Annotated in this window: 21 protein-coding genes; 7 read left to right on the top strand and 14 right to left on the bottom strand. The window is 75.7% G+C overall.

What is annotated here, in order from left to right:
* Window positions 1-45 precede the first annotated feature (45 nt).
* From C8D89_RS04295 to C8D89_RS04280, 4 genes are all read right to left on the bottom strand, one after another.
* Entirely contained in the window at window positions 46-1,449 is a 1,404-nt protein-coding gene (locus C8D89_RS04295) for an MFS transporter (RefSeq protein ID WP_116706729.1), read from the bottom strand.
* A gap of 47 nt (window positions 1,450-1,496) precedes the next feature.
* Window positions 1,497-2,765 (bottom strand): FAD-dependent monooxygenase, encoded by a 1,269-nt coding sequence (locus C8D89_RS04290; protein WP_116706728.1) that lies wholly within the window; start codon window positions 2,763-2,765, stop codon window positions 1,497-1,499.
* A 164-nt stretch (window positions 2,766-2,929) separates the two neighbouring features.
* Window positions 2,930-3,364 carry a MarR family winged helix-turn-helix transcriptional regulator gene (locus tag C8D89_RS04285; RefSeq protein ID WP_423716673.1) on the bottom strand — a complete coding sequence of 145 codons (435 nt, stop codon included), beginning with the start codon at window positions 3,362-3,364 and terminating at the stop codon, window positions 2,930-2,932.
* 223 nt (window positions 3,365-3,587) lie between these two features.
* The gene (locus C8D89_RS04280; RefSeq protein ID WP_116706727.1) at window positions 3,588-4,211 is read right to left on the bottom strand and encodes a TIGR03086 family metal-binding protein; all 624 of its coding nucleotides are present in this window, start codon (window positions 4,209-4,211) and stop codon (window positions 3,588-3,590) included.
* 87 nt (window positions 4,212-4,298) lie between these two features.
* On the opposite strand from C8D89_RS04280, the gene C8D89_RS04275 reads away from it, so the two are divergent.
* Window positions 4,299-5,315 carry a helix-turn-helix transcriptional regulator gene (locus C8D89_RS04275; protein ID WP_116706726.1) on the top strand — a complete coding sequence of 339 codons (1,017 nt, stop codon included), beginning with the start codon at window positions 4,299-4,301 and terminating at the stop codon, window positions 5,313-5,315.
* Between the two features lie 11 nt (window positions 5,316-5,326).
* Window positions 5,327-5,902: a hypothetical protein gene (locus C8D89_RS04270; RefSeq protein WP_133251811.1), complete on the top strand. Its 576-nt coding sequence runs from the start codon at window positions 5,327-5,329 to the stop codon at window positions 5,900-5,902.
* Between the two features lie 90 nt (window positions 5,903-5,992).
* Here C8D89_RS04270 and C8D89_RS04265 read toward each other — a convergent pair whose 3' ends face one another.
* Window positions 5,993-7,129, bottom strand: a complete 1,137-nt coding sequence (locus C8D89_RS04265; RefSeq protein ID WP_116706724.1) for a L,D-transpeptidase — start codon at window positions 7,127-7,129, stop codon at window positions 5,993-5,995.
* A gap of 302 nt (window positions 7,130-7,431) precedes the next feature.
* On the opposite strand from C8D89_RS04265, the gene C8D89_RS04260 reads away from it, so the two are divergent.
* On the top strand, window positions 7,432-8,127 hold the full coding sequence (locus tag C8D89_RS04260) for a response regulator transcription factor (protein WP_116706723.1): 696 nt from the start codon (window positions 7,432-7,434) through the stop codon (window positions 8,125-8,127).
* Window positions 8,128-8,166: 39 nt separating this feature from the next.
* On the opposite strand, the gene C8D89_RS04255 is transcribed toward C8D89_RS04260, so the two are convergent.
* The 3 genes from C8D89_RS04255 to C8D89_RS04245 all read right to left on the bottom strand — a co-directional run bounded on the left by C8D89_RS04255 (window position 8,167) and on the right by C8D89_RS04245 (window position 11,585).
* Window positions 8,167-8,595, bottom strand: a complete 429-nt coding sequence (locus C8D89_RS04255; protein ID WP_116706722.1) for a hypothetical protein — start codon at window positions 8,593-8,595, stop codon at window positions 8,167-8,169.
* A gap of 154 nt (window positions 8,596-8,749) precedes the next feature.
* On the bottom strand, window positions 8,750-9,937 hold the full coding sequence (locus tag C8D89_RS04250; protein WP_116706721.1) for an LLM class flavin-dependent oxidoreductase: 1,188 nt from the start codon (window positions 9,935-9,937) through the stop codon (window positions 8,750-8,752).
* Between the two features lie 106 nt (window positions 9,938-10,043).
* Window positions 10,044-11,585 (bottom strand): HAMP domain-containing sensor histidine kinase, encoded by a 1,542-nt coding sequence (locus C8D89_RS04245; protein ID WP_243417826.1) that lies wholly within the window; start codon window positions 11,583-11,585, stop codon window positions 10,044-10,046.
* 85 nt (window positions 11,586-11,670) lie between these two features.
* Between C8D89_RS04245 and C8D89_RS04240 the strand changes: the two genes are divergently transcribed.
* Window positions 11,671-13,344: a S1C family serine protease gene (locus tag C8D89_RS04240; RefSeq protein WP_116706720.1), complete on the top strand. Its 1,674-nt coding sequence runs from the start codon at window positions 11,671-11,673 to the stop codon at window positions 13,342-13,344.
* 3 nt (window positions 13,345-13,347) lie between these two features.
* Here C8D89_RS04240 and C8D89_RS04235 read toward each other — a convergent pair whose 3' ends face one another.
* Genes C8D89_RS04235 through C8D89_RS04225 form a run of 3 tightly spaced genes read right to left on the bottom strand, consistent with a single transcriptional unit; the run spans window position 13,348 to window position 15,544 of the window.
* A complete protein-coding gene (locus C8D89_RS04235; RefSeq protein WP_116706719.1) occupies window positions 13,348-14,085 on the bottom strand; it encodes a class I SAM-dependent methyltransferase in 738 nt (245 codons plus the stop codon).
* A complete protein-coding gene (locus C8D89_RS04230; RefSeq protein ID WP_116706949.1) occupies window positions 14,082-14,798 on the bottom strand; it encodes a TIGR04282 family arsenosugar biosynthesis glycosyltransferase in 717 nt (238 codons plus the stop codon). Before C8D89_RS04230 ends, C8D89_RS04235 begins: the two co-directional genes overlap by 4 nt.
* Window positions 14,799-14,845: 47 nt before the next feature.
* The gene (locus C8D89_RS04225; protein WP_116706948.1) at window positions 14,846-15,544 is read right to left on the bottom strand and encodes a glycosyltransferase family 2 protein; all 699 of its coding nucleotides are present in this window, start codon (window positions 15,542-15,544) and stop codon (window positions 14,846-14,848) included.
* A gap of 160 nt (window positions 15,545-15,704) precedes the next feature.
* Between C8D89_RS04225 and C8D89_RS04220 the strand changes: the two genes are divergently transcribed.
* Window positions 15,705-17,084: a hypothetical protein gene (locus C8D89_RS04220; RefSeq protein WP_243417825.1), complete on the top strand. Its 1,380-nt coding sequence runs from the start codon at window positions 15,705-15,707 to the stop codon at window positions 17,082-17,084.
* A gap of 83 nt (window positions 17,085-17,167) precedes the next feature.
* Here the strand turns inward: C8D89_RS04220 and C8D89_RS04215 are convergent, their stop codons facing one another.
* Window positions 17,168-18,226 (bottom strand): NAD-dependent epimerase/dehydratase family protein, encoded by a 1,059-nt coding sequence (locus tag C8D89_RS04215; protein ID WP_116706718.1) that lies wholly within the window; start codon window positions 18,224-18,226, stop codon window positions 17,168-17,170.
* 176 nt (window positions 18,227-18,402) lie between these two features.
* On the opposite strand from C8D89_RS04215, the gene C8D89_RS04210 reads away from it, so the two are divergent.
* The gene (locus tag C8D89_RS04210) at window positions 18,403-18,921 is read left to right on the top strand and encodes a MogA/MoaB family molybdenum cofactor biosynthesis protein (protein ID WP_116706717.1); all 519 of its coding nucleotides are present in this window, start codon (window positions 18,403-18,405) and stop codon (window positions 18,919-18,921) included.
* Window positions 18,922-19,111: 190 nt separating this feature from the next.
* Here C8D89_RS04210 and C8D89_RS04205 read toward each other — a convergent pair whose 3' ends face one another.
* Complete coding sequence (locus tag C8D89_RS04205; protein WP_243417824.1) at window positions 19,112-19,792, bottom strand: SAF domain-containing protein; 681 nt, start codon at window positions 19,790-19,792, stop codon at window positions 19,112-19,114.
* 216 nt (window positions 19,793-20,008) lie between these two features.
* Here C8D89_RS04205 and C8D89_RS04200 point away from each other — a divergent pair, with 216 nt between their 5' ends.
* Window positions 20,009-20,911, top strand: coding sequence for a DMT family transporter (locus tag C8D89_RS04200; protein WP_116706716.1), 903 nt, complete (start codon window positions 20,009-20,011; stop codon window positions 20,909-20,911).
* 209 nt (window positions 20,912-21,120) lie between these two features.
* On the opposite strand, the gene C8D89_RS04195 is transcribed toward C8D89_RS04200, so the two are convergent.
* The gene (locus C8D89_RS04195) at window positions 21,121-21,483 is read right to left on the bottom strand and encodes an FmdB family zinc ribbon protein (RefSeq protein ID WP_116706945.1); all 363 of its coding nucleotides are present in this window, start codon (window positions 21,481-21,483) and stop codon (window positions 21,121-21,123) included.
* Window positions 21,484-21,566 lie beyond the last annotated feature (83 nt).

Genomic DNA, 21,566 nt, shown 5'->3' with positions numbered 1-21,566 from the left:
GACGGCCGGGCCGGACGCGTGTCCGGCCCGGCCGTGCGGCGGGCGTCAGGAGCTCGCGCGCTCCGGGGTGGCGGTGCCGGTGGAGGCGTCCGGCACGTCGGTGGTGATCCGGTCGAGCTCGCGGCCGGCGGTCTCGGGTGCGCCCACCCACATGAAGGCGACGGCGCCGAGCACCAGCAGCCCGAGCAGCGTGAACGTCAGGGGCAGGCCGAGCACGGGCCAGAGCACGCTGCCGAACAGCAGCGGGGCGAAGCCGGTGACCGCGCGGCTCGACGACGAGGCCCAGCCGAAGCCCGAGGCCCGCAGCTCGGTCGGGTAGAGCTCGGAGACGTAGGCGTACATGACCGGGATGACGATCAGGGCGAAGAGCCCGAACGCGCCGATCGCGACCACGGCGGCCGTCGGGGCACCGAGCAGCAGCGAGAACGCCACCAGCGTGGCCGCCGCGAGCGGTCCCGAGATCGCGATGACGCGCTTGCGGCCGTAGCGGTCGACCACGAGGACCGAGATCGCGACACCGACGATGCCCAGGGCGTTCATCAGCGTGGTGGAGGCGAAGGCGGCGATCTGGCCGAAGCCCTGCGAGCGCAGGATCGAGGGCATCCAGCTCAGGGCGGCGTAGTAGACGAGCATGACCGACATGAACAGCGACCACGCGACGGCGGTGATCCGCGGGTTGAAGGCCCACACGCGGCGCAGCTGGTCGACGGCGGCGGCCCAGGCGCCGCCGCGCTTGTCCTCCTCGACCGGCGCGGGGATCACGTAGGGCTCGGGGGTCGCGCCGGTGCGGGCGACGAGGTCGTCGATGACGGCGCGGGCCTCGGTCTCACGGCCCTTGCGGGAGAGGTAGAGCGGCGACTCGGGCACCCCGCGGCGAACCCAGAACAGCAGCAGCGCGGGCAGGATCATGAGCACGAGCATCCAGCGCCAGTTGCCGGTGACGGGGACGAGCAGTGTCGCGGAGACCCCGGCCAGCGTGGCGCCGATCGGCCACCAGCCGTCCATCGCCGCGAGCACCCGGCCGCGTGACCGCTTGGGGGAGAACTCGCTGACGATGGCGTAGTCGACGGGGATGCAGCCGCCGAGCCCGACGCCGGCGAGGAAGCGCAGGAGCAGGAACCACTCGATGTTCGGCGAGACCGCCCCGAGCACCGAGAACAGCGCGAAGATCAGCAGCGTGATGCTGAAGGCCTTCTTGCGGCCGATGCGGTCGGCCACGGTGCCCCAGGCGACGGCGCCGACGGCCATGCCGATGAGGTTGGCCGTGGCGACGAGGCCGCGCTGGGCCGGCGTCAGCCCGAACTCGGTGCCCACCAACGGGGTGAGGAACCCGTTGAGGGCGACGTCCCAGGCGTCGAACATGTAGCCGAGGCCGCCGATGAGGAAGATCTTTCCTTGGACGCCCCAGCGCCAGGGAAGGTCCTGGACGATCTGGTCTCCGGTGCGCATGGGTTCGCTCCCGTCGCGGGTGGGTGGGGGTCTTCTCGGTCCGCGCGTCAGCGGGCGAACTGGTAGTGGATGGACTCGGTGTCGGGGTCGTGCAACGGGCTGCCGTTCCAGAGCCAGTCGTACGACACGTCGGATTCCCCGTCGAAACGGCGCAGCTTCTCGTCGCGTTCGCGCTGCTCGGGGCCGTCGGGCAGGTGGTAGAAGGACATGTTCTGCAGCGAGGCGTCCTGCACCATGCCCGCGTGCTTCGCGCGCCGGTCGACGTAGCGCACGAGGGCGCCGTCGATGTCGTCGCGGGTCACGCGGCCCAGCTCCTCGGCCAGCACCGCGGCGTCCTCCATCGACTGCGAGGCGCCCTGGGCCTGGTAGGGGAGCATGGCGTGGCAGGCGTCGCCGAGCAGGGCGACCCGGCCGTCGACCCACACGGGGTCGCGGCGGCGCCGGTACATCGCCCACAGGGAGACGTCCTCGGGCTTGGCCTTCGCCAGCATCGCGGGCACGCGGTCGTCCCAGTCGGCGAAGTCGGCCGCGAGCTGCTCGGGCGTGGCCGGGCCGCTCCAGTCGCGCGCGATCGTGTCGGAGCACGGCACGATGGCCACGACGTTGAGGTACTCGCCGCCGCGGATGACGTAGTGCACCAGGTGCTTGTCCGGGCCGTACCAGATCGTCGAGTGGTAGCGGTCGACGAGGAAGCGGGTGGCCGGGTCGGCGGCGATGAGCTCGCCGGGGATGAGGGCGCGGTAGGCCATCTCGCCGGAGAAGACCAGCGTGTCGTCGAACCCGGCGAGGTCGCGCACGGCGGAGCGGATGCCGTCCGCGCCGACGAGCACGTCGCCGGTGAAGCGACGGCCGTCCTCGGCGACCGCGACCGGGCGCAGTGGGTCGGTGCGGTCGAGGTCGGTGACCTTGGCGCCGGTGTGGAGCGTGACGAGCGGGCCCGGGAGGTCCGGGTCGACGCATGCGTCGAGCAGGACGCGGTGCAGGTCGGCGCGGTGGTAGTGCCAGTAGGGGGCGCCGTACTGGTCGATCACCCGCTGCCCGAGGGGCAGCTGGGCGATGATGCTGCCGTCGGCCCAGCGGCGGCGTACCTGGTCCTCGGGCTGGGTGCGCACCGCCTCGAGCTGCGGGCGCAGCCCCAACCCGATGAGGATGCGGCTGGCGTTCGGCGCGGTCTGGATGCCGGCGCCGATCTCGCCGAGCTCGGGCGCGGCCTCGACGACGGTGACGCGCAGGCCGCGCTGGCGCAGCGACAGCGCCGCGCAGAGCCCGCCCAGGCCTCCCCCCACGACGGTGACCTCGAACGACTGGCTCGCCATCTCGACGACCTCCTCGCGACGTGCTCGCTTCCGCGTGAGTTCAATCCGAGCACGTACTATCCGAGGACGCAATACCCTCGGGGGTCCCGAGATGTGGCCGTAACCGAGAGACGGCCCCGTGTCTGCGCCGTGGGGCGGAGAGCGCTCGCCCGACGGGCGGGCCCTCAGAGCTCGTCGCGCTCGGCGACGCCCTCCCAGTGGGCCCCGAGGTCGTTGAACAGGGAGGCCAGGTGTGGACGCAGCTCGGCGGGACAGCCCTCGAGCAGCGCCTCGTCGAGCCGACGGGCCCGCCGGAACACCTCGGCCAGGGCCGCCGCGCCCTCCTCGGTGAGCTCCAGGACCTTCGCCCGGGCGTCGTGCGGCGCGGCGTGGCGGGTGATGAGGCCGCGGCGCTCCATGCGGCGGCAGACGTCGGCCATGGTCGACGTGTCCAGCGCGACCGCACCGGCGAGGGCCGTCTGGTCGGCGTCGGGATAGGCGCGGATGGCCGAGAGCACGGCGAACTGCGGGCCGGTGAGCACGGCGTCGACGTGACGGCTCCAGGCCGCGAGGTAGGCCTGGTACAGCCGGCGGGCCCCGTAGCCCGGGGCGGCGACCAGGTCCGGCGGCGGGGCGGGGCTGACCCTTCCGCGCGGAGGCGTGCGTGTGCTCTCGCCGCTCGTCGACCTCGTCACGGCCCACCTCGCCCGGTCGTCGGTGCCGCCCGGGGAGGGTCTCGACCGCGGAGCGGACGGTCCCCCGGGCACCACCCGTCGTCGCCCCACCACCGACAGTACGTGCCCGGATCGAACGGTGGTGGGTCGCCGACGTCACGGAGCGGGCTCATCGCGGCGCGGGCGCCCGCTCGCCGGTCCGGGCGGCCGCCGGGTCGCGGCCCAGCCAGGCCACCAGCCGGGCGTACGGCCCGGCGTCGGGCGCCACCGGCACCGGCGGGCCGAACGGCACGGGGCCGCCGCGGGTCTCCGCCGGCACCATCCGGCGCGCCGCCTCCTCGACCGCCGCGGCGAGCGTGTCGTCGAGCGCGGCCGTGCGGCCGGTGGCCGCGGCCAGGTCCCACGCGTGCACGGTGAGCTCCTGCACGTAGCCGAACCCGGCGAGACGGCCGGGCATGGTGCCCCAGGGCAGCGTCAGCTCGCGGTCCAGCACCGCGTCGTCGGCGCCGTCGAGGCCCCACACCCGCTCGAGCTCGGCGCGCGCGGCGCGCACCTCGGCGACGAGGTCGTGGTCGGCGACCTCGGGCACTGCGTCGACGTCGGCGAAGTGGCCGCCGGTGCCGACGTGGCCGACCCGGCGGTGCACGCCGACGAGGTGGCGCAGCAGCGTGCGGACGTCCCACCCGTCGCACGGCGTGGGGCGGTCGAGGGCGTCGGGCGGGGTGTCGGCCACGAGCGTGCCGACCTGGTCGAGCGCGCGGGCCAGCAGCGGGCGGGGGTCGGGAGCGGTCATCGGGAGCCTCCTCGGATCGGGGTCGAGGAGAGCGTGCGCCCCCATACGGGACACGTGTTGTCGTGTTTCTCGGGCATCCTTCGGGGCGTGCGCTCGGACCGGCTGCTCGCCACCCTGCTGCTCCTGCAGACCCACGGGCGCCTGCCCGCACCCGAGATCGCCCGGCGGCTCGAGGTCTCGACGCGCACCGTGCACCGCGACGTCGAGGCCCTCTCGGCGGCCGGGGTGCCCGTGTACTGCGAGCGCGGGCGGCGCGGCGGGGTCGTCCTCGTCGAGGGCTACCGCACCGACGTCACGGGCATGACCGACGAGGAGGTGCGGGCCCTCGTGGCGCTCGGCTCGTCCGCCGACGGCGGGGTGCTGGGCCCGGCGCTCGCCTCGGCGTCGCGCAAGCTGCTGGCCGCCCTGCCCGAGGCCCGGCGCCCCGGCGTCGACCGCGCGCGGCGGCGCCTGCTCGTCGAGCACCAGGGCTGGCGGCGGGCGCCCGAGGACCTCCCCGCGCTGGCCGGCCTCGACGCCGCGCTCGTGGCCGACGAGCGGGTGCGCCTGCGCTACGCCACCGGGGACGCGGCCACGGCGACGTGGCGCACCGTCGACCCGTACGGCCTGGTCAGCAAGGCCGGCACCTGGTACCTCGTGGCCGCCCACCGCGGGACGCCGAAGATGTACCGGGTCAGCCGGGTGCGCGAGGTCGCCGCCACCGGCGTGCCCGCGCGCCGGCCCGACGAGCGGGACCTCGCGGAGGTGTGGGCCGAGCTGCGGGACCGTCTGGAGGCGCCGAGCGCGGAGGTCGAGGTGCGGGTGCTCGTGGACCCGGCGTGGGCGGGGACGCTGCGCCGCGTCCCCCTCGCCGTGCTCGCCGGGCCGTGGCGCACCGAGAACACCGCGCCCGACGGCCGCGAGCACCTCGTCGCCCCGTTCCGCTCGCTGCTCGCCGCCCGGGCCGCGCTGCTGGGGTACGCGGAGGCCGTCGAGGTGTTCGAGCCGCCGGAGCTCCGCGACGAGATGGCCGCGGCCGCGGCGCGGGTGGTGGCCCTCTACGCGACCCGTGATCCGCGTCAGCTCGATCGATCACTCCTGCCGGAGCCCCGCCCGCCCGATTAGGGTCACGCGCCATGACGAGCGTGCTGGTGACCGGCGGCGGGGAGCGACTGAACGAGGTGGCCGAGGCCATCCGGGCGACGGGGGCGGAGACGACGGTGGTCGACACCCTCGACCGGCTGGGCGAGGCGGTGCGTGACACGACGTTCGACGCCTACGTGCAGCTCCCGGTCGCGATGACCCCGCGGAGCGGCAGCCTGGTCTCGCGGGTGGAGCAGTTCCTCTCCGAGGGGCTGCTGTCCCGCTTCCGCGCCGCCGAGACCGTCCTGCCCCACCTCGCGGACTCGGCGACGGTGATCCTGGTCGGCGGGCAGACCAACGTCGACATCGACGCCCCCGACGACCAGCAGGCCCGCACCGCGCTGATGCGGGTGCTCGCCCACGCCCTGCGCGCCGAGCGGGCGCCGGCCCACCTGCGCGTGCGCACCGCCGGGCCGGACTGGAGCGGGGCGGACATCGCCGCGAAGATCGACGGTCCCGAGCCCGAGGGCTCGTCGACCCCGGTGCAGACCGGCAACCGCGAGGCGATCGGCAAGGCCTACGCCGACTGGCGCGCCGAGGTGCTCGGCCTGGTCCGCGCCGAGTTCTGACCTGCCGGGCCCCGCTCGACGGGGAGCGAGGGTCACCCCGGCTGCGTGCCACGCAGCGGAGGCGACCCTCGCTCCCCGTCGGCGGGGTCCCTACGCGGAGGCCAGCGCCGAGCCCTGGCGGTACTCCTCCCACGGGATCGTCCAGTCGGCGATGTCCCCGTCGCGGGTCGTCAGCGGGCGGCTGGAGCCCACGATCTCCACCGGGTCGCCCATCTGCACCCAGTCGTAGAAGAAGCGTCCGTTGGCCGGCGACAGGTTGACGCAGCCGTGCGAGACGTTGCTGCGGCCCTGCTGGCGCACCGTGTCCGGGTTGACGTGCACGAACTCGCCGTTGTTGGAGATGCGCACCGCCAGCGGCAGGTTCTCGTCGTAGAAGCCGGGCTGGCCCTCGCCGGGGCCGCCCCACGTGTCCGAGCGCATCCTCTTGACCTCGTGCTTCTCGAACGCGACGTGCACGCCGTACTGCGTCGGGTAGACGTCACGGCCGTACGAGGCGGGCAGGGTCCGCAGCTCCTGGCCGTCCTGGTAGAGCACGAGCGTGTGCTCGTTGACGTCGCCCCGGGCCCGCTGGTCGCGGCCGATGGTGAAGGCGAACGACCGGTCCTCGGCGCCGTAGAGGCCCTCGCCGCCGTCGACGCCGAACAGCCGCGCCTGGACGCTGACCTGCGTGCCCGGCCGCCAGTACTCCTTGGGTCGCCAGTTCAGCTGCTCGTCGGACATCCAGCGGAACGAGCCCTCGGTGGGCACGGAGGTGGTCACCGAGACGCGCCGCTCGACGGCGGCCCGGTCGCTGACCGGCGCGTCGAAGGTGATCGAGACCGGCATGGCGATGCCGACGGTCTGGCCGTCGGTGGGCCGGATGCTCTCGATCTCCAGGGTCTGCTCGGGAGCGACGGTCCGGAAGGTCTGGTCGAGCGGGGCACCCGGGGTACCGCGCTCGTCGACGCCGGCGGCCTGCACGCGGTACTCGGTGTCGTAGGCGAGTGTCGCGCTGGTCCAGCGGGTGCCCGACGGGTCGAGCGTGCCCGTCAGCGGGGCACCGCCGGCCGGGGTGACGGTCACCGAGGTCAGCCGGCCACCGGCAGCGGACACGACGAGGGGCTCGACCGGCGCGACGTCGACCGCGCCCGGGCCCACGGAGGCGGCCAGGGTGACGGGCGGCGGTGGAGCGGAGCCCCCGGGGATCGCGCTGCAGCCACCCACGAGGGCGAGCAGCGCCAGCAGCACCGCGAGTGGCGCCCTCCACGCCCGATCGAGCCATCGCCACGGTCGCTCCGGCCCCGTCCGGCCGCGCTCCGTCCTCGCCACACCGTCCCCCTCGTCCCCGATCCGGGAGATCCTGCCCCGACATCCTCCCCGTCCGAGACGTGGGGGGAGTGATCCGGTTGCGTGTCGTGTGGTGTCGATCCGGTCTCACGACGAACCGGGCATCGCGGCACCACTCCCCGCCGTCACCGGCTGCCCCGGTCGGGTGAGCACCGGGCGATCGTCTCAGGGATGTCTCAGGCCGTGACGCCACACTGGGCACCATGCGGATCCTCGTCGCGGACGACGACCGGGCGGTGCGCGACTCGCTGCGCCGCTCGCTGGCGTTCAACGGCTACCAGGTCGAGCTCGCCGCCGACGGGCAGCAGGCGCTGGACGCCATCGAGGGTCAGCGGCCCGACGCCCTCGTGCTCGACGTGATGATGCCGCGGGTCGACGGGCTCGAGGTGTGCCGGCGGCTGCGCAATGCGGGCGACGACATCCCCGTGCTCGTGCTCACCGCGCGTGAGGCGGTCTCGGACCGCGTCGCGGGCCTCGACGCGGGCGCCGACGACTACCTGGCCAAGCCCTTCGCCCTCGAGGAGCTCCTGGCCCGGCTGCGGGCCCTGCTGCGCCGGACCACGCCCGACGACCGGGGCGGCGCCCCCGATCCCGAGCCGCTGCGCTTCGGCGACCTCTCGCTGGACCCCGTGACGCGCGAGGTACGCCGTGGCGAGCGCCCGATCAGCCTGACCCGCACCGAGTTCTCGCTGCTCGAGCTGTTCATGGCCAACCCGCGTCGCGTGCTCACGCGCAGCCGCATCCTCGAGGACGTCTGGGGCTACGACTTCCCGACCACGGGCAACGCCCTCGAGGTCTACGTCGGCTACCTGCGGCGCAAGACCGAGGCGGAGGGCGAGCCGCGGGTGATCCACACCGTCCGCGGTGTGGGCTACGTGCTGCGGGAGACGGCCCCGTGAGGCCCGGCGCGATCTCCTGATCCCGGCTCGCCGGCCGCGCTACCCGTTCCCGGCCGACCTCGCGCGCAGCACCGCCTCCAGCCGCTCCTCCCGCTCGGCGAGGCGCGACCGGGCGCGCACGGCCTCGTCCCGCCGGGCCCGGACCGCGCGCAGGCGCGCCAGCACCTCCCGCAGCACGTCGGGGTCGCCGTGCCCGCGCTGCAGTGTGTGCGCCCGCTCGGCGAGGTGGTCCGCCGCGGGCCGCAGCCGCTCGACGCGCTCCTCCAGGGGCAGGCGGGCCTCGACGCAGTCGACGAGCTGGGTGCGCACGTCGTCGTCCGGCAGGTCGTCCGGCAGGTCGTCCGGCAGGTCGCGGACCGGGGTGCGGGTCGGTCCGCCGGCCAGGTCCGCGGGCGTGCGGGGCTGCGGGACCGTCAGCCGCACCGTCGCGGGCAGGACGTGCTCCCGGGTGCGCTCCGGATCCGCCATCTCGTGCCTCCCCCGGCCGGCTCGGGAGCCCACGGGACCCGGGCCCGGCGCGCCGGGGGAGGGGCGGAGGTCACGGCCGGCCGGGGACTCCCGTCCCGCTCCCATGTGCGTGATCTTCGGAGCTACAGCTCGGAAGATCACGCACACAGGAGGGTCAGGAGCCCGCGACCTCCTCGGCGTACTTCTTCGTCATGTGGTCGACGGCCTCGAGCTGGGTGGCGGCGAACTCGTCGCGCCGCAGACCCGCGCGCTCCTTGGCCGCCTGGGTGGACTCCGCGTGCGTCCGCCCGCCCCAGGTCGCGCCCTGGAAGTGGGGCATGACCTCCTGGGCGATGAGCTCCCACGACCGCTTCGTCGCCTGCGGGTTGGCCCACTCGTGCCCGAGCAGCAGCATGGCGCCGAACCCACCGGACTGGTCGGCGAGCCGCTGGACCTGGGCACGGGCGTCCTCCGGCGTGCCGATCGCCCCGATGCCGGCCTCGTTGATGAAGTCGATCATCTCCTTGCGGTCGCCGCCCTCGACCGCCATCTGCGGGAACGCCGCGGTCTTCTGGAAGTAGCGGAACCACGACTCGATGCCGTACTCGACGTCGCGGTAGGCCTGCTCCTTGGTCTCGGCGATGTGCATGAGCCCGACCAGGCGCCACTTCTCCCGGTCCGGGGTGGGCTGCCCGTAGTGCTGCGCGCGCTCCTCGACGACGTTCCAGTGGTGGGCCAGGGCGTCGAAGCCGTCCTGGGTCAGCGTCGCCCCGATCGAGAGCAGGCCCACCCCGTGCCGGCCCGCCATGCGCGGCCCGGTCGGCGACGCGACGGCCGCGACCGCGATGTCGAAGCACGGCTCGGTGTACGGCCGCAGCTGCAGCTGGGCCTCGATGAGGTTGTGCGTCCGCGTCTGCTCGGTGACGACCTCGCCGGCGAGCAGCCGCATGATGATGTCGAGGTTGACGTCGAGCAGCTCGCGGGTGTCGGTGGGGTTCAGGCCGATCATGGACGAGTCGCTGGGCAGGGAGCCGGGCCCGACGCCGAGCATCGAGCGCCCGCGGGTCAGGTGGTCGAGCATCACCATGCGGTCGGCCACCCACAGCGGGTTGTGGTAGCTGGCCGAGGTCACGCCCGTGCCGAGCTTGATCCGCTTCGTCCGCTCCGCCGCCGCCGCGATGAAGATCTCCGGCGAGGCGATGATCTCGCTGCCCGCCGAGTGGTGCTCGCCGATCCACGCCTCGTCGTAGCCGAGCGCGTCGAGGTGCTCCACGAGCTCGAGGTCGCGCTGCAGGGCGAGCGTGGGGTTCTCACCGGCGCGGTGGAACGGGGCCAGGAACGTGCCGAAGCGCAGTCTGCTCACCGAAGGGCCTCCCAGTCGGAAGTGCTGTGTCCAACGTCGTCGTGTCCCCCCTCACCCCGACCGTAAGGCGCGTCACAGCACCGCGTACAGAGCTGACGACGGTCCGTCAGCGTCGGGGGATCCAGAACCGGAGCAGGGCGCCGCCCTCGGGGGCGCGGCCCGCCGAGACACCGCCGTGGTGGCGCCCGGCGACCTGGGCGACGATCGAGAGCCCGAGACCCGAGCCGCTCATCGTCCGCGCGTCCAGCGAGCGGTAGAAGCGCTCGAAGACGAGGTCGAGCTCCTCGTCGGCGATCCCCGGTCCGGCGTCGGCCACCTCGAGCACCGCGGTGCCCGGCCGCTCGGGGGCGACGCCGTGACGCAGCGTCACGCGCACCCGCCCGCCCGGCGGGCTCCACTTCGCGGCGTTGTCGAGCAGGTTGAGCGCCGCGCGCTCGAGGGCGTTCGCGTCGCCGGTCACCTCGCAGGAGGCGAGGTCGACGTCGAAGGTGACGTTCTCCGCGGCCGCCCGGCGCCGGGCGCGGTCCAGGGCGCGCTCGACGACGTCGGCGAGGTCGAGGGGCTCGGCGGCCACCTCGGGCGGGTCGTCGCGAGCGAGCTCGACGACGTCGCCGACGAGGGTGGCGAGCTCGTCGACCTGGGCCCGCAGGTCGGCCTGCAGCTCCGCGCGGTCCTCGTCGGACAGCCGCGGGGCGTCCGGGTGCGACGATGCCTGCTCCGAGGCCATGAGCAGCTCGAGGTTGGTGCGCAGCGACGTCAGCGGCGTGCGCAGCTCGTGCCCCGCGTCGGCGACGAGGCGGCGCTGGCGTTCGATCGACGACGCGAGCGCGGCGAGCATCGCGTTGAAGCTGCTGGTCAGCCGCGCGATCTCGTCCCCGCCGGTGACCGGGATCGGGCGCAGGTCGCCGGTGCGTGCGACGCGCGCGGTCGCCGAGATCAGCCGCTCGACCGGGCGCAGGCCCGCCCGGGCGATCGCGACGCCGGTCAGCGCGGCGAGCAGCACGCCCGAGGCCCCGGTGACGAGCAACACCACGGCCAGCTTGGAGAGCGTCCGGCGTGTCGGGTCGAGCTCCTGGGCGAGCACGAGCGCCCGGCCCTCGCCGGCGTAGACCGCCACGACGCGGTGCAGCTGGCCGTCGACCACGCCCGTGCGCACCGACGTGGCCGGGTCGCGGCGGGCCGCGGCGACCTCCGGGGCCCCGAGCGGCGGGCTGTTCCCGGCGATCGTGACGGCCTCGCCGCCCGCCGTGACGATGGCCACCCGCACCTCGCCGGCCGCCAGCGCGTCCTGCGACACCCGCAGCAGCAGTGCGGGGTCGGCGAGGTCGCCGGACGCGGCGACGGTCGCGCGCTGGACGAGGCTCTCGTCGAGCTGGTCGTAGAGCGCCCGCTGCGCGGTCAGGTACACCGCGACCGCGATGAGCGCGACGAGCAGGCCGCCGCCCACCGAGACCAGGATGCCGACGCGGCGGCGCAACGGGATGCCCTGCAGGACGTGGCGGACCAGGCCGGGTGGCGGCTCGTCGTCGGGCGGACCCGGGACCGGGCGGCCGTCCTTGTCGTCGGGCGGCGGCGCGGCGGCGTGCCCGTCGTCCGGCTCCGCGGCGGCCGGGGCACCGGTCGTCGGGCCGGGCAGGGAACGCTCCACCCCTCAAGCTTCCCCCTTCCGCCCGGCCGCCGGGACCGGGCGCCTGTCGACGCGGCCGCGGAGGCGATGCGGGAGGCTGGGGGACATGAGCGAGAACGACGCCGCGTCCGCCGACCCGGACGGCCCCGCCTCGGGGTCCGACGCGCCGCACGGAGCGACGTCGGTGCCCGCCGCGGACCGGTCGTCGCGCACGACGCCCCACGGCGCTGGACCGTCCGGGGGGACGGAGACGACCGCCCGGTCCCCCGGGCCCGGGGGTGTGCGCTGGGCCGAAGGAACGGGCCGGGAGTACGACACGTCGACCAGCTCCTCGACCAGCGCCACGCCCTACAGCGCGCCCGCGCAGGTACCCACCGGGCCGCAGGGGCCGGCGCAGGGCCCGACCCAGGCGTTCGGTCTCGGCGCCTCGGCGTCCGGGACGGGCCGCGGCACGTACCCCTCGACCGCGCCCCGGGCTGCGGGTCCGCCGACCGCACGCGAGACCGTGCCCGGCGGCTACGGCCCGCCCAGCGGCCCCGGTGGGGGCGGCCACGGCGCGGGCGGCGAGAGCGGCGGTGGCTACGGCTGGGGTGGCGCCGCGGCGGGCCCCGCGACGCCGCCCGGCGGCTACCCCCGGGACCCGGGTGGCGGTTGGGGCGGCGGCTGGGGCGGGGGTGGACAGCAGCCGCCGCCGGCGTCGGGCGGCAAGCGCCTCGGGACGCTCGGGCTCGTCGCGCTGGCGCTCGTCGCGGGACTCATCGGCGGCGCGCTCTCGGCGGTCGCGGTCGGCAACCTCGGCGGGTCGTCGAGCTCCTCGCAGGGCACGGCGCTCGAGGAGCCGGTGCCCGAGGGTGTGCCGTCGGCGGCGCCGCCGGGCTCCATCGAGCAGGTCGCGGCGGCGGTGCTGCCCAGCGCGGTGCAGATCCGCGGCGCGGCGGGCGAGGGCTCGGGGATCGTGCTCTCGGCCGACGGGCTCATCATGACCAACAACCACGTCCTGCAGGCCGGCCAGGGCGGTGGGCTGGAGGCCGTGTTCTCCGACGGACGCGTGGCGCCCGTCCAGATCGTGGGCACCGCCCCTGCCGCCGACATCGCGGTGGTGCGCGCGAGCGGGGTCAACGACCTGCGACCGGCGAACCTGGGCAACTCCGACCAGCTCGTGCAGGGCCAGACCGTCATCGCCGTCGGCTCCCCGCTCGGGCTCTCCGGCACGGTGACCACCGGCATCGTCAGCGCCCTGCGGCGCCCCGTCGAGGCCGGCGGGTCCGGCGCCGGCCAGAGCAGCGTCCTCGACGCGATCCAGACCGACGCCGCGATCAACCCCGGCAACTCCGGTGGACCGCTGGTCGACGGTCAGGGCCAGGTGATCGGCGTGAACACCGCGATCGCCAGCGTCACCGGCAGCTCCGGCGGGGAGGCCGGCTCCATCGGCCTCGGCTTCGCGATACCGATCAACCAGGCGCGCCGGCTCGCGACCGAGCTCGTCGACACCGGGCGCGCCACCCAGGCGGTCATCGGGGTGGGGGTGGCCGACGCGGCCCCGCGCGGCGCCGCGATGGCCGACGTCCAGCCCGGCTCGCCGGCGCAGGCCGCGGGCGTGGTGGCGGGCGACGTCGTCGTCCGGGTGGACGACCGTCCGATCGAGGACGCCAACGCGTTCGTCGCGGCGATCCAGTCCCGGGCGCCGGGGCAGACCGTGACCCTGACGCTGCAGGCCCCCGGCGGCGGCACGCGCCAGGTCACCGTGACGTTGGGCAGCCGGGTGATCGGCGGGCGGTGAGGCTCAGGCGGGGCTGAGCTCGACGAAGCAGCGCCCGCCCTCGGCCCGGGCGCCGACGGTCAGTCCGGCCTCGGCGGCCACGTCCTCCACCGCGTGCGGGCCGAGCACGGCCCACGGGAACCACGGACCGGCGTCGAGGGAGCCGTCGGCGAGCGCCCCGAACACCGTCAGCTCGTCCACCGGGTCGTCGACGCCCGTGCTCTCCAGGTACGCGGTGCCGCACCACAGGCCGGCGCCCGGCTCGAGCTCGAGCAGGACGGTGCCGCCGCAGGCGAGCAGGGCCCGGCAGCGGCGCAGCAGCGACACGGGGTCGCCGCCGATGCCGATGTTGCCGTCGGCCAGCACGACGTGCTGCCAGCGGCCCTCGCCGGGCAGGCGCTCGAAGGCGTCGCGGTGCAGCACCGCGGCGCCGCGCTCGAGGCAGCGCTGCACGGCCTGGATCGACACGTCGACGCCGAGCGCGGGGACGCCGCGGTCGGCCAGCGCCACGACCAGCCGGCCGGGCCCGCAGCCCAGGTCGAGCGTGGGGCCGGTGCAGCGCCCGAGCAGCCACTCGTCCTCGTCGTCCGCGTCGTCGTGCCAGCGCTGCACGGCCAGGGGCAGGACGACGCCGTCGCCGCGCACCAGGCGCTGACGCCGCCCCGCCAGCGCCGCGTCGAACACCGCGCCCGCGTCGAACGCTTCCGGGCACGCGCGCAGGACCCGGGGCGTGTCGGCGGCGGGAGGCGACAGGGGGGTCATCGGGGGAGGCCTCCGGGAACGGGGAGCAGGTCCGCGACGGCGCGGGCGAAGCGGCCGGTGGGGACGAGGTCGGCGACCGCGACGGCGTCGTCGGGCGTGTCGACGTCGGAGAGGGGCGGGAGCTCGAGCACCCGGCCGGGGTCGAGCCCGTCGTGGCCGGCGCGCAGGGCGGCGAGCGTGCGGCGGCCCGTGTCGTCGCGCGAGGTGGGGACCTCGGCGATCACGCCGGCGCGGCTCGGGTCGGCGAGCGCGAGCGCCCACCAGCCGCCGTCGAGCGCGAGGCCGAGCGCGGCGTCCGCGTCGCCCGCGACGAGCCGCAGCGCGTCGTCGAGCAGGGCGGGGTCGAGCTGGGGGGTGTCCATCCCGACCTGCACGGTCGCGGCGCCGGGGAACGCGGCCGCGACGTCGTCGTGGGCGGCGGTGATGCGCTCGCCGAGCGTGCGGCCACGCTGGGGGACGACGACCGTCCCGGCCAGTGCATCGGCGAGCTCGGTGCCGCGCTCGCCGGCCGCGGGGTCGCCCTCGAGGGCCACGACCGTCCGGGCGCCGGGCACCGTGCCGGCTGCGTCGAGCGTGTCCAGCAGGGCGGCCGCGGCGATGCCGGCCGCGCCCTCCGGCGTCGCGACGGGCATCAGCCGGGTCTTCACGCGGCCCGCGACGGGGGCCTTCGCGAGCACGAGGACGACCCTCGTGACGGGCGCACTGGTCCGCATGATGGGCGCGTTCGCGCGGGGGGCACCGAGCGGTTCGCGTCCGTCGCTCATCGGCGCGTGCCCCGCCCGTCCACGGTCGCGGCGGGGCGGGTGCGGGCGATCGCGGCCGACATGTCCCGCACCGCGCGCGCGGTGCCCCTGACCGATCCCGAGACCTTCGACCGGCCCCCGGCGCGCGGGCGGTAGGCGACGTCGACCTCACGGATCCGCCAGCCGGCGGCGCCGGCCCGGATCAGCAGCTCGAGCGGGTAGCCGAAGGCCCGGTCGGTGATCCCGAGGTCGAGCAGCGCCCGACGATGGGCCACCCGGATCGGGGCGATGTCGCGGACGCCGACCCCGCGGGTGCGCATCAGCCTTGAGAGCACGAGGTTGCTCATCCGCGCGTGCCAGGGCCACACCCCGCGCGCCTGCGGCACCCGGCGCCCGACCACGAGGTCGGCGTCCGTGTCGAGGAGCAGCCGCACCATCGCGGGCAGCTCGGCGGGGTCCAGCGAGCCGTCGGCGTCGATCACCGCGACGACCTCGGTGCCCGTCGCCTCCAGCCCGGTGTGGACCGCGGCGCCGTAGCCCTTGCGGGTCTCGTGCACCACCCGCGCGCCCAGGCGCTCGGCGATCTCGGGGGTCCCGTCGGTCGAACCGTTGTCGCAGACGACCGCGTGGAAGCCCTCCGGGAGGGCGGCGAGGACGCCCGGCAACGCCTCCGCCTCGTCGAGGCAGGGGAGCACCACGTCCACATGACCTTCCATCGCGGTCACGCTATGAGGTCGGTCGTGAACCCGCCGCGCGGGGTCGGTAGCCCACAACAGAATCTTCACGCTCACCTCACGTGCCCCGGACGGGCGACAGGGGTGCGCCGAGCGGCCCTCCTCACCGAGGGGTCACGGCACCTCCGTACGGTCCGCGGTGATGACCAGCGTGCTGCGCGGACGTCCCGGCTCCGCCGACGAGCCCCCCTCGCCGGTGCGCCGGCCCCTGCGCCTGCGGGGCGACCTCATCGCCGTCGCGGTGGCCGCGCTGCTGGTCACGGCATCGTCCGTGATCGGATGGGCGCTGATCGACGCCGGCGTGCCGGTGCTCGTCGGGTGGCCGCCGTTGCTCGCGCAGTGGCTCCCGCACGTCGGTCCGGGCACCGTGCCGGCGGTCGTGGTGGCGTTGCTCGTCGCGCTCGGGGGTCCCGCGCTCGCCCGCACGATGCCGTGGGGCCCGCTGCTCGGGGTCGCCTACGTCGCGTCACTGGCGTGGACGTTCGCCCTTGCCACGATCGACGGGTGGTACGTCGGGGTCGCCGAGCGGCTGGCCACCCCGACCGAGTACCTGGCCGAGATCCCCCGCGCCCCCGACATCGCGGTCTTCCTGCAGACGTTCGCCGACCGCATCGCCGGTCAGACGCCCGAGAGCCTCGTCACCCACTCCGCCGGGCACCCGCCCGCGGCGACACTGTTCTACGTCCTGCTCGACCGCCTGGGCCTCGGCGGTGGTGAGTACGCCGGCGTGGTCACCACGGCGATCGGTGCCTCGGCGGTCGTGGCCGTCGCCCTGACCCTCGCCGCCCTCGGCGACCGCGACCTCGCCCGCGCCTACCTGCCCTTCGGCGTGCTGATGCCGGGCGCGGTGTGGGTCGGGGTGTCGGCGGACGGAATGTTCGCGGCGATCCTCGCCTGGGGGGTGGCGCTGCTCGCGGCGGGCGCGGTGCGCCGGGGCGCCGGCGGGCACGCCCTCAGCCTGCTCGCCGGCGTCGTGCTGGGGCTCGCGCTGTTCTTCTCCTACGGCCTGGTGCTCGCCGGGCTGCTGCCGATCGCCGTGGCGCTGGTGGCGCGCCGCGTGGCGCCGCTGCTCGTCGGGGGCGTGGGCGCCGCGCTGGTGGTCGCGGCCTTCGCGGCCGCCGGCTTCTGGTGGTACGAGGGCTACGAGCAGGTGACGGTCCGCTACTACGAGCCGGGCGAGTACGGCCTGCTGCGCCCCTACGAGTACTGGGTGTGGGGCAACCTCGCGGCGCTGGTCCTGGTGCTCGGGCCCGCGGTGATCGCCGGTCTGCGCCGCGCGGCCTGGCGTCCCCGCGCGGTGCCCGCCGCCCTGCTCGCCCTCGCCGCGGCGGGTCTGGGCGCGGTCCTCGTGGCCGACCTCTCGGGGCTGTCGAAGTCCGAGGTGGAGCGCATCTGGCTGCCCTTCGCGGTGTGGATCGTGCCCCTCGCCGCGCTGCTGCCCCGCCCCGCGGTGCGCTGGTGGCTCCTCGCGCAGGCGGCCCTCGCCCTCGCGGTCAACCACCTGCTGCTGACGGTCTGGTAGGGGTCTTCTGAAGCAACGAACGTGCGGTTCGCTGCTTCTATGCGCCGATACTCCGCGTTCGCGGCGGCGGGGTCAGCCCACCGTCAGCCCACCGCGTCGCGCAGCGGGTCCGTGGCGAAGGCGGCGATGCCCTCGGCGAACCCGGTGCGGGCGCGGAACCCGAGGAGCTCGGCCGCGCGGGCCGGGTCGGCGGTCATGTGGCGGACGTCGCCGGGGCGGGCACCGCCGACGACCTGCGGGGCCGGCCCGTCCATGGCGTCGGCCAGCGTGGTGGCGAGCTCGCCGATGGTGCGCACCTCGCCGGAGCACACGTTGAGCGGGACGCAGCGCCCCGCCTCGGCCGGCGTCTCCAGCGCGGCGACGTTGGCCGCGGCCACGTCCGAGACGTGCACGAAGTCCCGGCGCTGGCGCCCGTCCTCCATGACCCGGGGGGCCTCACCGCGCTCGAGCGACGACCGGAAGATCGACGCGACGCCCGCGTACGGGGTGTTCTGGGGCATCCGCGGGCCGTAGACGTTGTGGTAGCGCATCGCCCACACCCGCCCGCCGGTCGCGCGCGCCCACGCCACGGCGAGGTGCTCCTGGGCGAGCTTCGTTGCGGCGTAGGTGCTGCGGGGCTCGAGCGGCGCGTCCTCCGGGATGAGCTCGCCGGCGAGGTCGCGCCCGCACTGCGGGCACGGCAGGTCGTAGCGCCCGGCGTCGACGTCGGCCTGCGAGCGCGCCGGCGGGGGGACGACGCCGTGCTCGGTGCAGGAGTAGCGGCCCTCGCCGTAGACCACCATGGAGCTGGCCATGACGAGCTCGCGGTGTCCCGAGCGGTACATCGCGGCCAGCAGCACCGCGGTGGCGAGGTCGTTGTTCTCGGCGTACGCCGGGGCGTCGTCGGGGTCGACGCCGTGGCCGACCATCGCCGCCTGGTGGCACACGGTGTCGACCTGCGGCAGCAGCCGGTCGAGCAGGTCAGCGTCGCGGACGTCGCCGTGCACCACCTCGTAGCGGTCGAGCCACGACGGTGCCTTGCCGGCCGCGTGGGCCTGGGGCAGCAGGGCGTCGAGCAGCACCGGGGTGTGGCCCTGCTCGGCGAGGAGGTCGGCGACGTGCGAGCCGATGAACCCGGCCCCGCCGGTGAGGAGAACGCGCACGTGGGCACGCTATCCATCGACGTTCCGTGACGGCCCGGCCGCCTCGCCGGGCCGGCGAACGGTATCGCGGAGCGCGGCGCGGAGCTTCTCGGGTCGAGCCGGCCGGGGTCCGCCGTGGCTCCCCGCAAGGCTCTCCGCTTCGGCCCGGCGGAACGGTCCCCACTACGTTGGGCGGCATGGAGAACGAGCCGCTGGTCGGCGGCGCGGAGGAGTTGCTGGGACGCGCCCTGGTCGTCGTGGTGGACGACCGGGTCAGCCGGGGCGAGTCCTCGGACACGATCGGGCCGCTGGTCACCGAGCTCCTCGGGGAGGCCGGGCTGGTGGTGGACGGGACGATCGTGGTGCCGGGTGAGGCGGTGGCCATCCGCAACGCCCTCAACACCGCGGTGATCGGCGGCGTGGACCTCGTCGTCACCGTCGGCGGCACCGGTGTCTCGCCCCGGGCCGTGACCGCCGACGCCACCGCCGGCGTTCTCGACCGCCCCATCCCCGGCATCGCCGAGGCCATCCGCGCCTCGGGTCTGGCTGCGGGCGCCGTCGACGCCGGTCTCTCCCGCGGCCTGGTCGGCGTCTCGGGCAGCACGCTCGTGGTCAACCTCGCGTCCTCACGTGCGGCCGTACGCGACGGGATGGCGACGCTGACCCCGCTGATCTCCCACGTCATCGCCGAGCTGTCCGGGATGGAGGAGAGCTGAGCTCCGCGTCGGGGGGGTTCGACGACAAGGCCCGGCGCCGCGCGGCCCGACGTGCGGCGATCTTCGGTGACGAGCCGGTCTCGTCGGCCGACGAGCGTGAGCCGGGGGAGGACGCCGGGGGCGGCGACGACGCCCGCCGCCGTTACGAGGCCGAGCGTCCGCCGCACCACGACCGTCCCTGACCGTTCCCTCAGCGCAGGGTCACGGTCACCTCCTCCCGCAGCGACGCGGTCGCCACCCGCGCGGCGAGCTCCGCGGGCAGGGCGACGACCACCACCGGGGCGGCCCCGGCCGTGCGGTCCGGCGCGGGCAGCACGGCGAGGACCACCGCGCCCGACGCCAGCACGACGGGCCGCGGGTCCTCGGCCGGGCCGCCGGCGCGTGCGTCGGCCGCGCCCACGAGGTCGACCCGTGTCCCCGGCGCGAGGAGCGCGGCGACGCCCGCGTCGGCGAGGCGCACCGGCACCCCCGCCGCGTCGGGGACGCCGGCGGCCGCGACCGCTGCGGCCGGGCCGAGCAGGCGCACGTCCGTGAGGGCCTCCCCGGTCCGTACCCCGCCGACGACCTGGCGCCCGGCGACCGCCGCCGGATCCGCGAGCGCCCCGGCGGGCACGACGTCTCCGGGCAGCGCGCGTACCACCACGTCCGCGGGCCCCAGCGCGACCCCGGGCGCGAGGTCCCGCGCCGCGACCAGCACCGGCGTCCCGGCCGGCACGACGCCGGGCGCGGCGAGCAGCCCGACGGCCACCAGCGCCAGCAGCCCGGCCGCGGCGCGGCGCAGCGCGACCACCCGCCGCCACCCCGGTGGCGGCAGACGCCAGTGCCGTCGGCCCCGTCCGGGCCCGCCGCCCGGCTCGTCCCGTCCACCCACGGCAGCGACGCTAGGGCCGCCGCGGGGCTCGACGCACGGTTCGCCTCCCGACCCTGTGGACGCATCCGGACGATGGGGACGGGCATCCGGAGCAACGCCCACGGCTGTGGACGCTGCCGCGCCACCGGCCCGCCGGGCCGTCCGCACCGGAGCGCCCGGTAGTTTGCGGCTCCGAGGGCCGGGAGACAGGGGAATCGGGAGAGGGCGGGCGCAGGCATGGCCGTGGTGCTCGTGCTGCTGGCGACCATCGCCAACGCGACGGCCCTGGTGCTCCAGCGGAAGGCCGCCCAGGACAGCGCCCGGGCACGCGGGGTCAGCGCCGGCACGTTGCGCGACATGGTCCAGCGCCCGGCGTGGCTCGTCGGCACCTCGATCTTCGCGGTGGCCGTGACCCTGCAGGTGCTGGCGCTGAGTCTCGGGTCGATCGCCCTCGTCCAGCCGGTGCTGGTCATGGAGCTGCCGTTCACGCTGCTCCTGGGCTGGTTCGTGCTCGGCGGAGCGCTGCGGCGGCGCGAGTGGATCTCCGTCGGGATCATGTCCGTCGGACTCGTCGTCCTGCTCGTGAGCCTCCAGCCCACGGGCGGCGACGCCCTCGGCGCGGGCGCCGGCGTGTGGATCCCCGGCACGATCGTCACCCTCGGCCTGCTCGGCCTCACCAGCGCGATCGCGGAGCGCTCGCGTCCCGTCGCCCGTGCCGCGTGGTACGGCGTCGCGGCCGGCATCGGGTCGGGGTTCGTGGCGGTGATCGTCAAGGCGATGTCCGAGGCGCTGGCGCTCGGCGGGCTCGGCGAGGTGCTCACGACCTGGCAGAGCTACCTGCTGATCCCCGTCGCGCCGGCGGCCTTCCTCGTCCTGCAGCACGCGCTGCGCGCCGGGCGCCTGCTCGCGTCACAGCCCGGGCTGATCCTGGGCAACCCGATCCTCGCGTCGACGTGGGGCATCGGGCTGCTCGGCGAGGAGGTCAACGGGGGCGCCGCGCTGCTCGGCGGGCTGGTCGGCGCCGTGCTGCTGACCGTCGGTGTGTTCCTGCTGTCGCGTTCGCCCCTGCTCGCGGCGCAGGAGGGCGGGCCCCGCGACACGTCGGGCAGCGTCGGCACCGCCCGCCGGCGCCCGCTCTGACCGCCGTCACGGACGCGGAAACCTCCGCCCGTGTCACTCGACGGGGTGATGCTTGCCCGGAACCGCAACCACCGGGCCCTCCAGCCGTCTTACCGGGTGCGAGGAACCTCGACGCCGGCCGCTGGGGAGCGGGTGGGCGTCGAGCACGGTCCGGGACACCGGCTCGGGGTCGGCGTCCCGGACCTTCCCTCGCTCCGCCGGGTCGCGCCTCAGGCCGACTTCGCCGACGAGCCGGACGAGCTCGTCGAGCTCGCGGTCGAGGACGTCGCGGACGAGGCGCCGGAGTCGCTCGTCGACCCGGAGCCGCTCGTGGCGCCCGCATCCGGCGAGGCCTTCGTGTCGGAGGAGCCCGCGGACGACTCCGCCGGCGCCTTCTCCGAGGAGGAGCCGTTGCCGGCCCGGGCGTCGTTGCGGTAGAAGCCGCTGCCCTTGAACACGATCCCCACCGACGAGAACACCTTGCGCAGCCGCCCGCCGCACACCGGGCACTCGGTCAGCGACGGGTCGGAGAACGCCTGGACCTGCTCGAAGCGGTGGTCGCAGGCGGTGCAGGCGTAGGGATAGGTCGGCACGTGCACTCCCGGTGTCGTCCGCCCCCGTGCGGGGGTGGTGGTGTCCGCGCGCAGTGTAGATGGCACTCGCGCCACCCGAGTGC

The sequence above is a fragment of the Actinomycetospora cinnamomea genome (assembly GCF_003096675.1).
GTDB classification, from domain to species: Bacteria; Actinomycetota; Actinomycetes; order Mycobacteriales; family Pseudonocardiaceae; genus Actinomycetospora; species Actinomycetospora cinnamomea.
The sequence above is the reverse complement of the archived record's forward strand: the minus strand, read 5'-3'. Positions and strand labels throughout refer to the sequence as shown.

What these genes read in the sequence shown, in the direction of transcription:
- C8D89_RS04295 (WP_116706729.1), bottom strand. Translation starts at nt 1,449, where the DNA reads ATGCGCACCGGAGACCAGATCGTCCAGGACCTTCCCTGGCGCTGGGGC.
- C8D89_RS04290 (WP_116706728.1), bottom strand. Translation starts at nt 2,765, where the DNA reads ATGGCGAGCCAGTCGTTCGAGGTCACCGTCGTGGGGGGAGGCCTGGGC.
- C8D89_RS04280 (WP_116706727.1), bottom strand. Translation starts at nt 4,211, where the DNA reads ATGACCGCTCCCGACCCCCGCCCGCTGCTGGCCCGCGCGCTCGACCAG.
- C8D89_RS04270 (WP_133251811.1), top strand. Translation starts at nt 5,327, where the DNA reads ATGACGAGCGTGCTGGTGACCGGCGGCGGGGAGCGACTGAACGAGGTG.
- C8D89_RS04260 (WP_116706723.1), top strand. Translation starts at nt 7,432, where the DNA reads ATGCGGATCCTCGTCGCGGACGACGACCGGGCGGTGCGCGACTCGCTG.
- C8D89_RS04255 (WP_116706722.1), bottom strand. Translation starts at nt 8,595, where the DNA reads ATGGCGGATCCGGAGCGCACCCGGGAGCACGTCCTGCCCGCGACGGTG.
- C8D89_RS04240 (WP_116706720.1), top strand. Translation starts at nt 11,671, where the DNA reads ATGAGCGAGAACGACGCCGCGTCCGCCGACCCGGACGGCCCCGCCTCG.
- C8D89_RS04235 (WP_116706719.1), bottom strand. Translation starts at nt 14,085, where the DNA reads ATGACCCCCCTGTCGCCTCCCGCCGCCGACACGCCCCGGGTCCTGCGC.
- C8D89_RS04230 (WP_116706949.1), bottom strand. Translation starts at nt 14,798, where the DNA reads ATGCGGACCAGTGCGCCCGTCACGAGGGTCGTCCTCGTGCTCGCGAAG.
- C8D89_RS04225 (WP_116706948.1), bottom strand. Translation starts at nt 15,544, where the DNA reads ATGGAAGGTCATGTGGACGTGGTGCTCCCCTGCCTCGACGAGGCGGAG.
- C8D89_RS04220 (WP_243417825.1), top strand. Translation starts at nt 15,705, where the DNA reads ATGACCAGCGTGCTGCGCGGACGTCCCGGCTCCGCCGACGAGCCCCCC.
- C8D89_RS04210 (WP_116706717.1), top strand. Translation starts at nt 18,403, where the DNA reads ATGGAGAACGAGCCGCTGGTCGGCGGCGCGGAGGAGTTGCTGGGACGC.
- C8D89_RS04200 (WP_116706716.1), top strand. Translation starts at nt 20,009, where the DNA reads ATGGCCGTGGTGCTCGTGCTGCTGGCGACCATCGCCAACGCGACGGCC.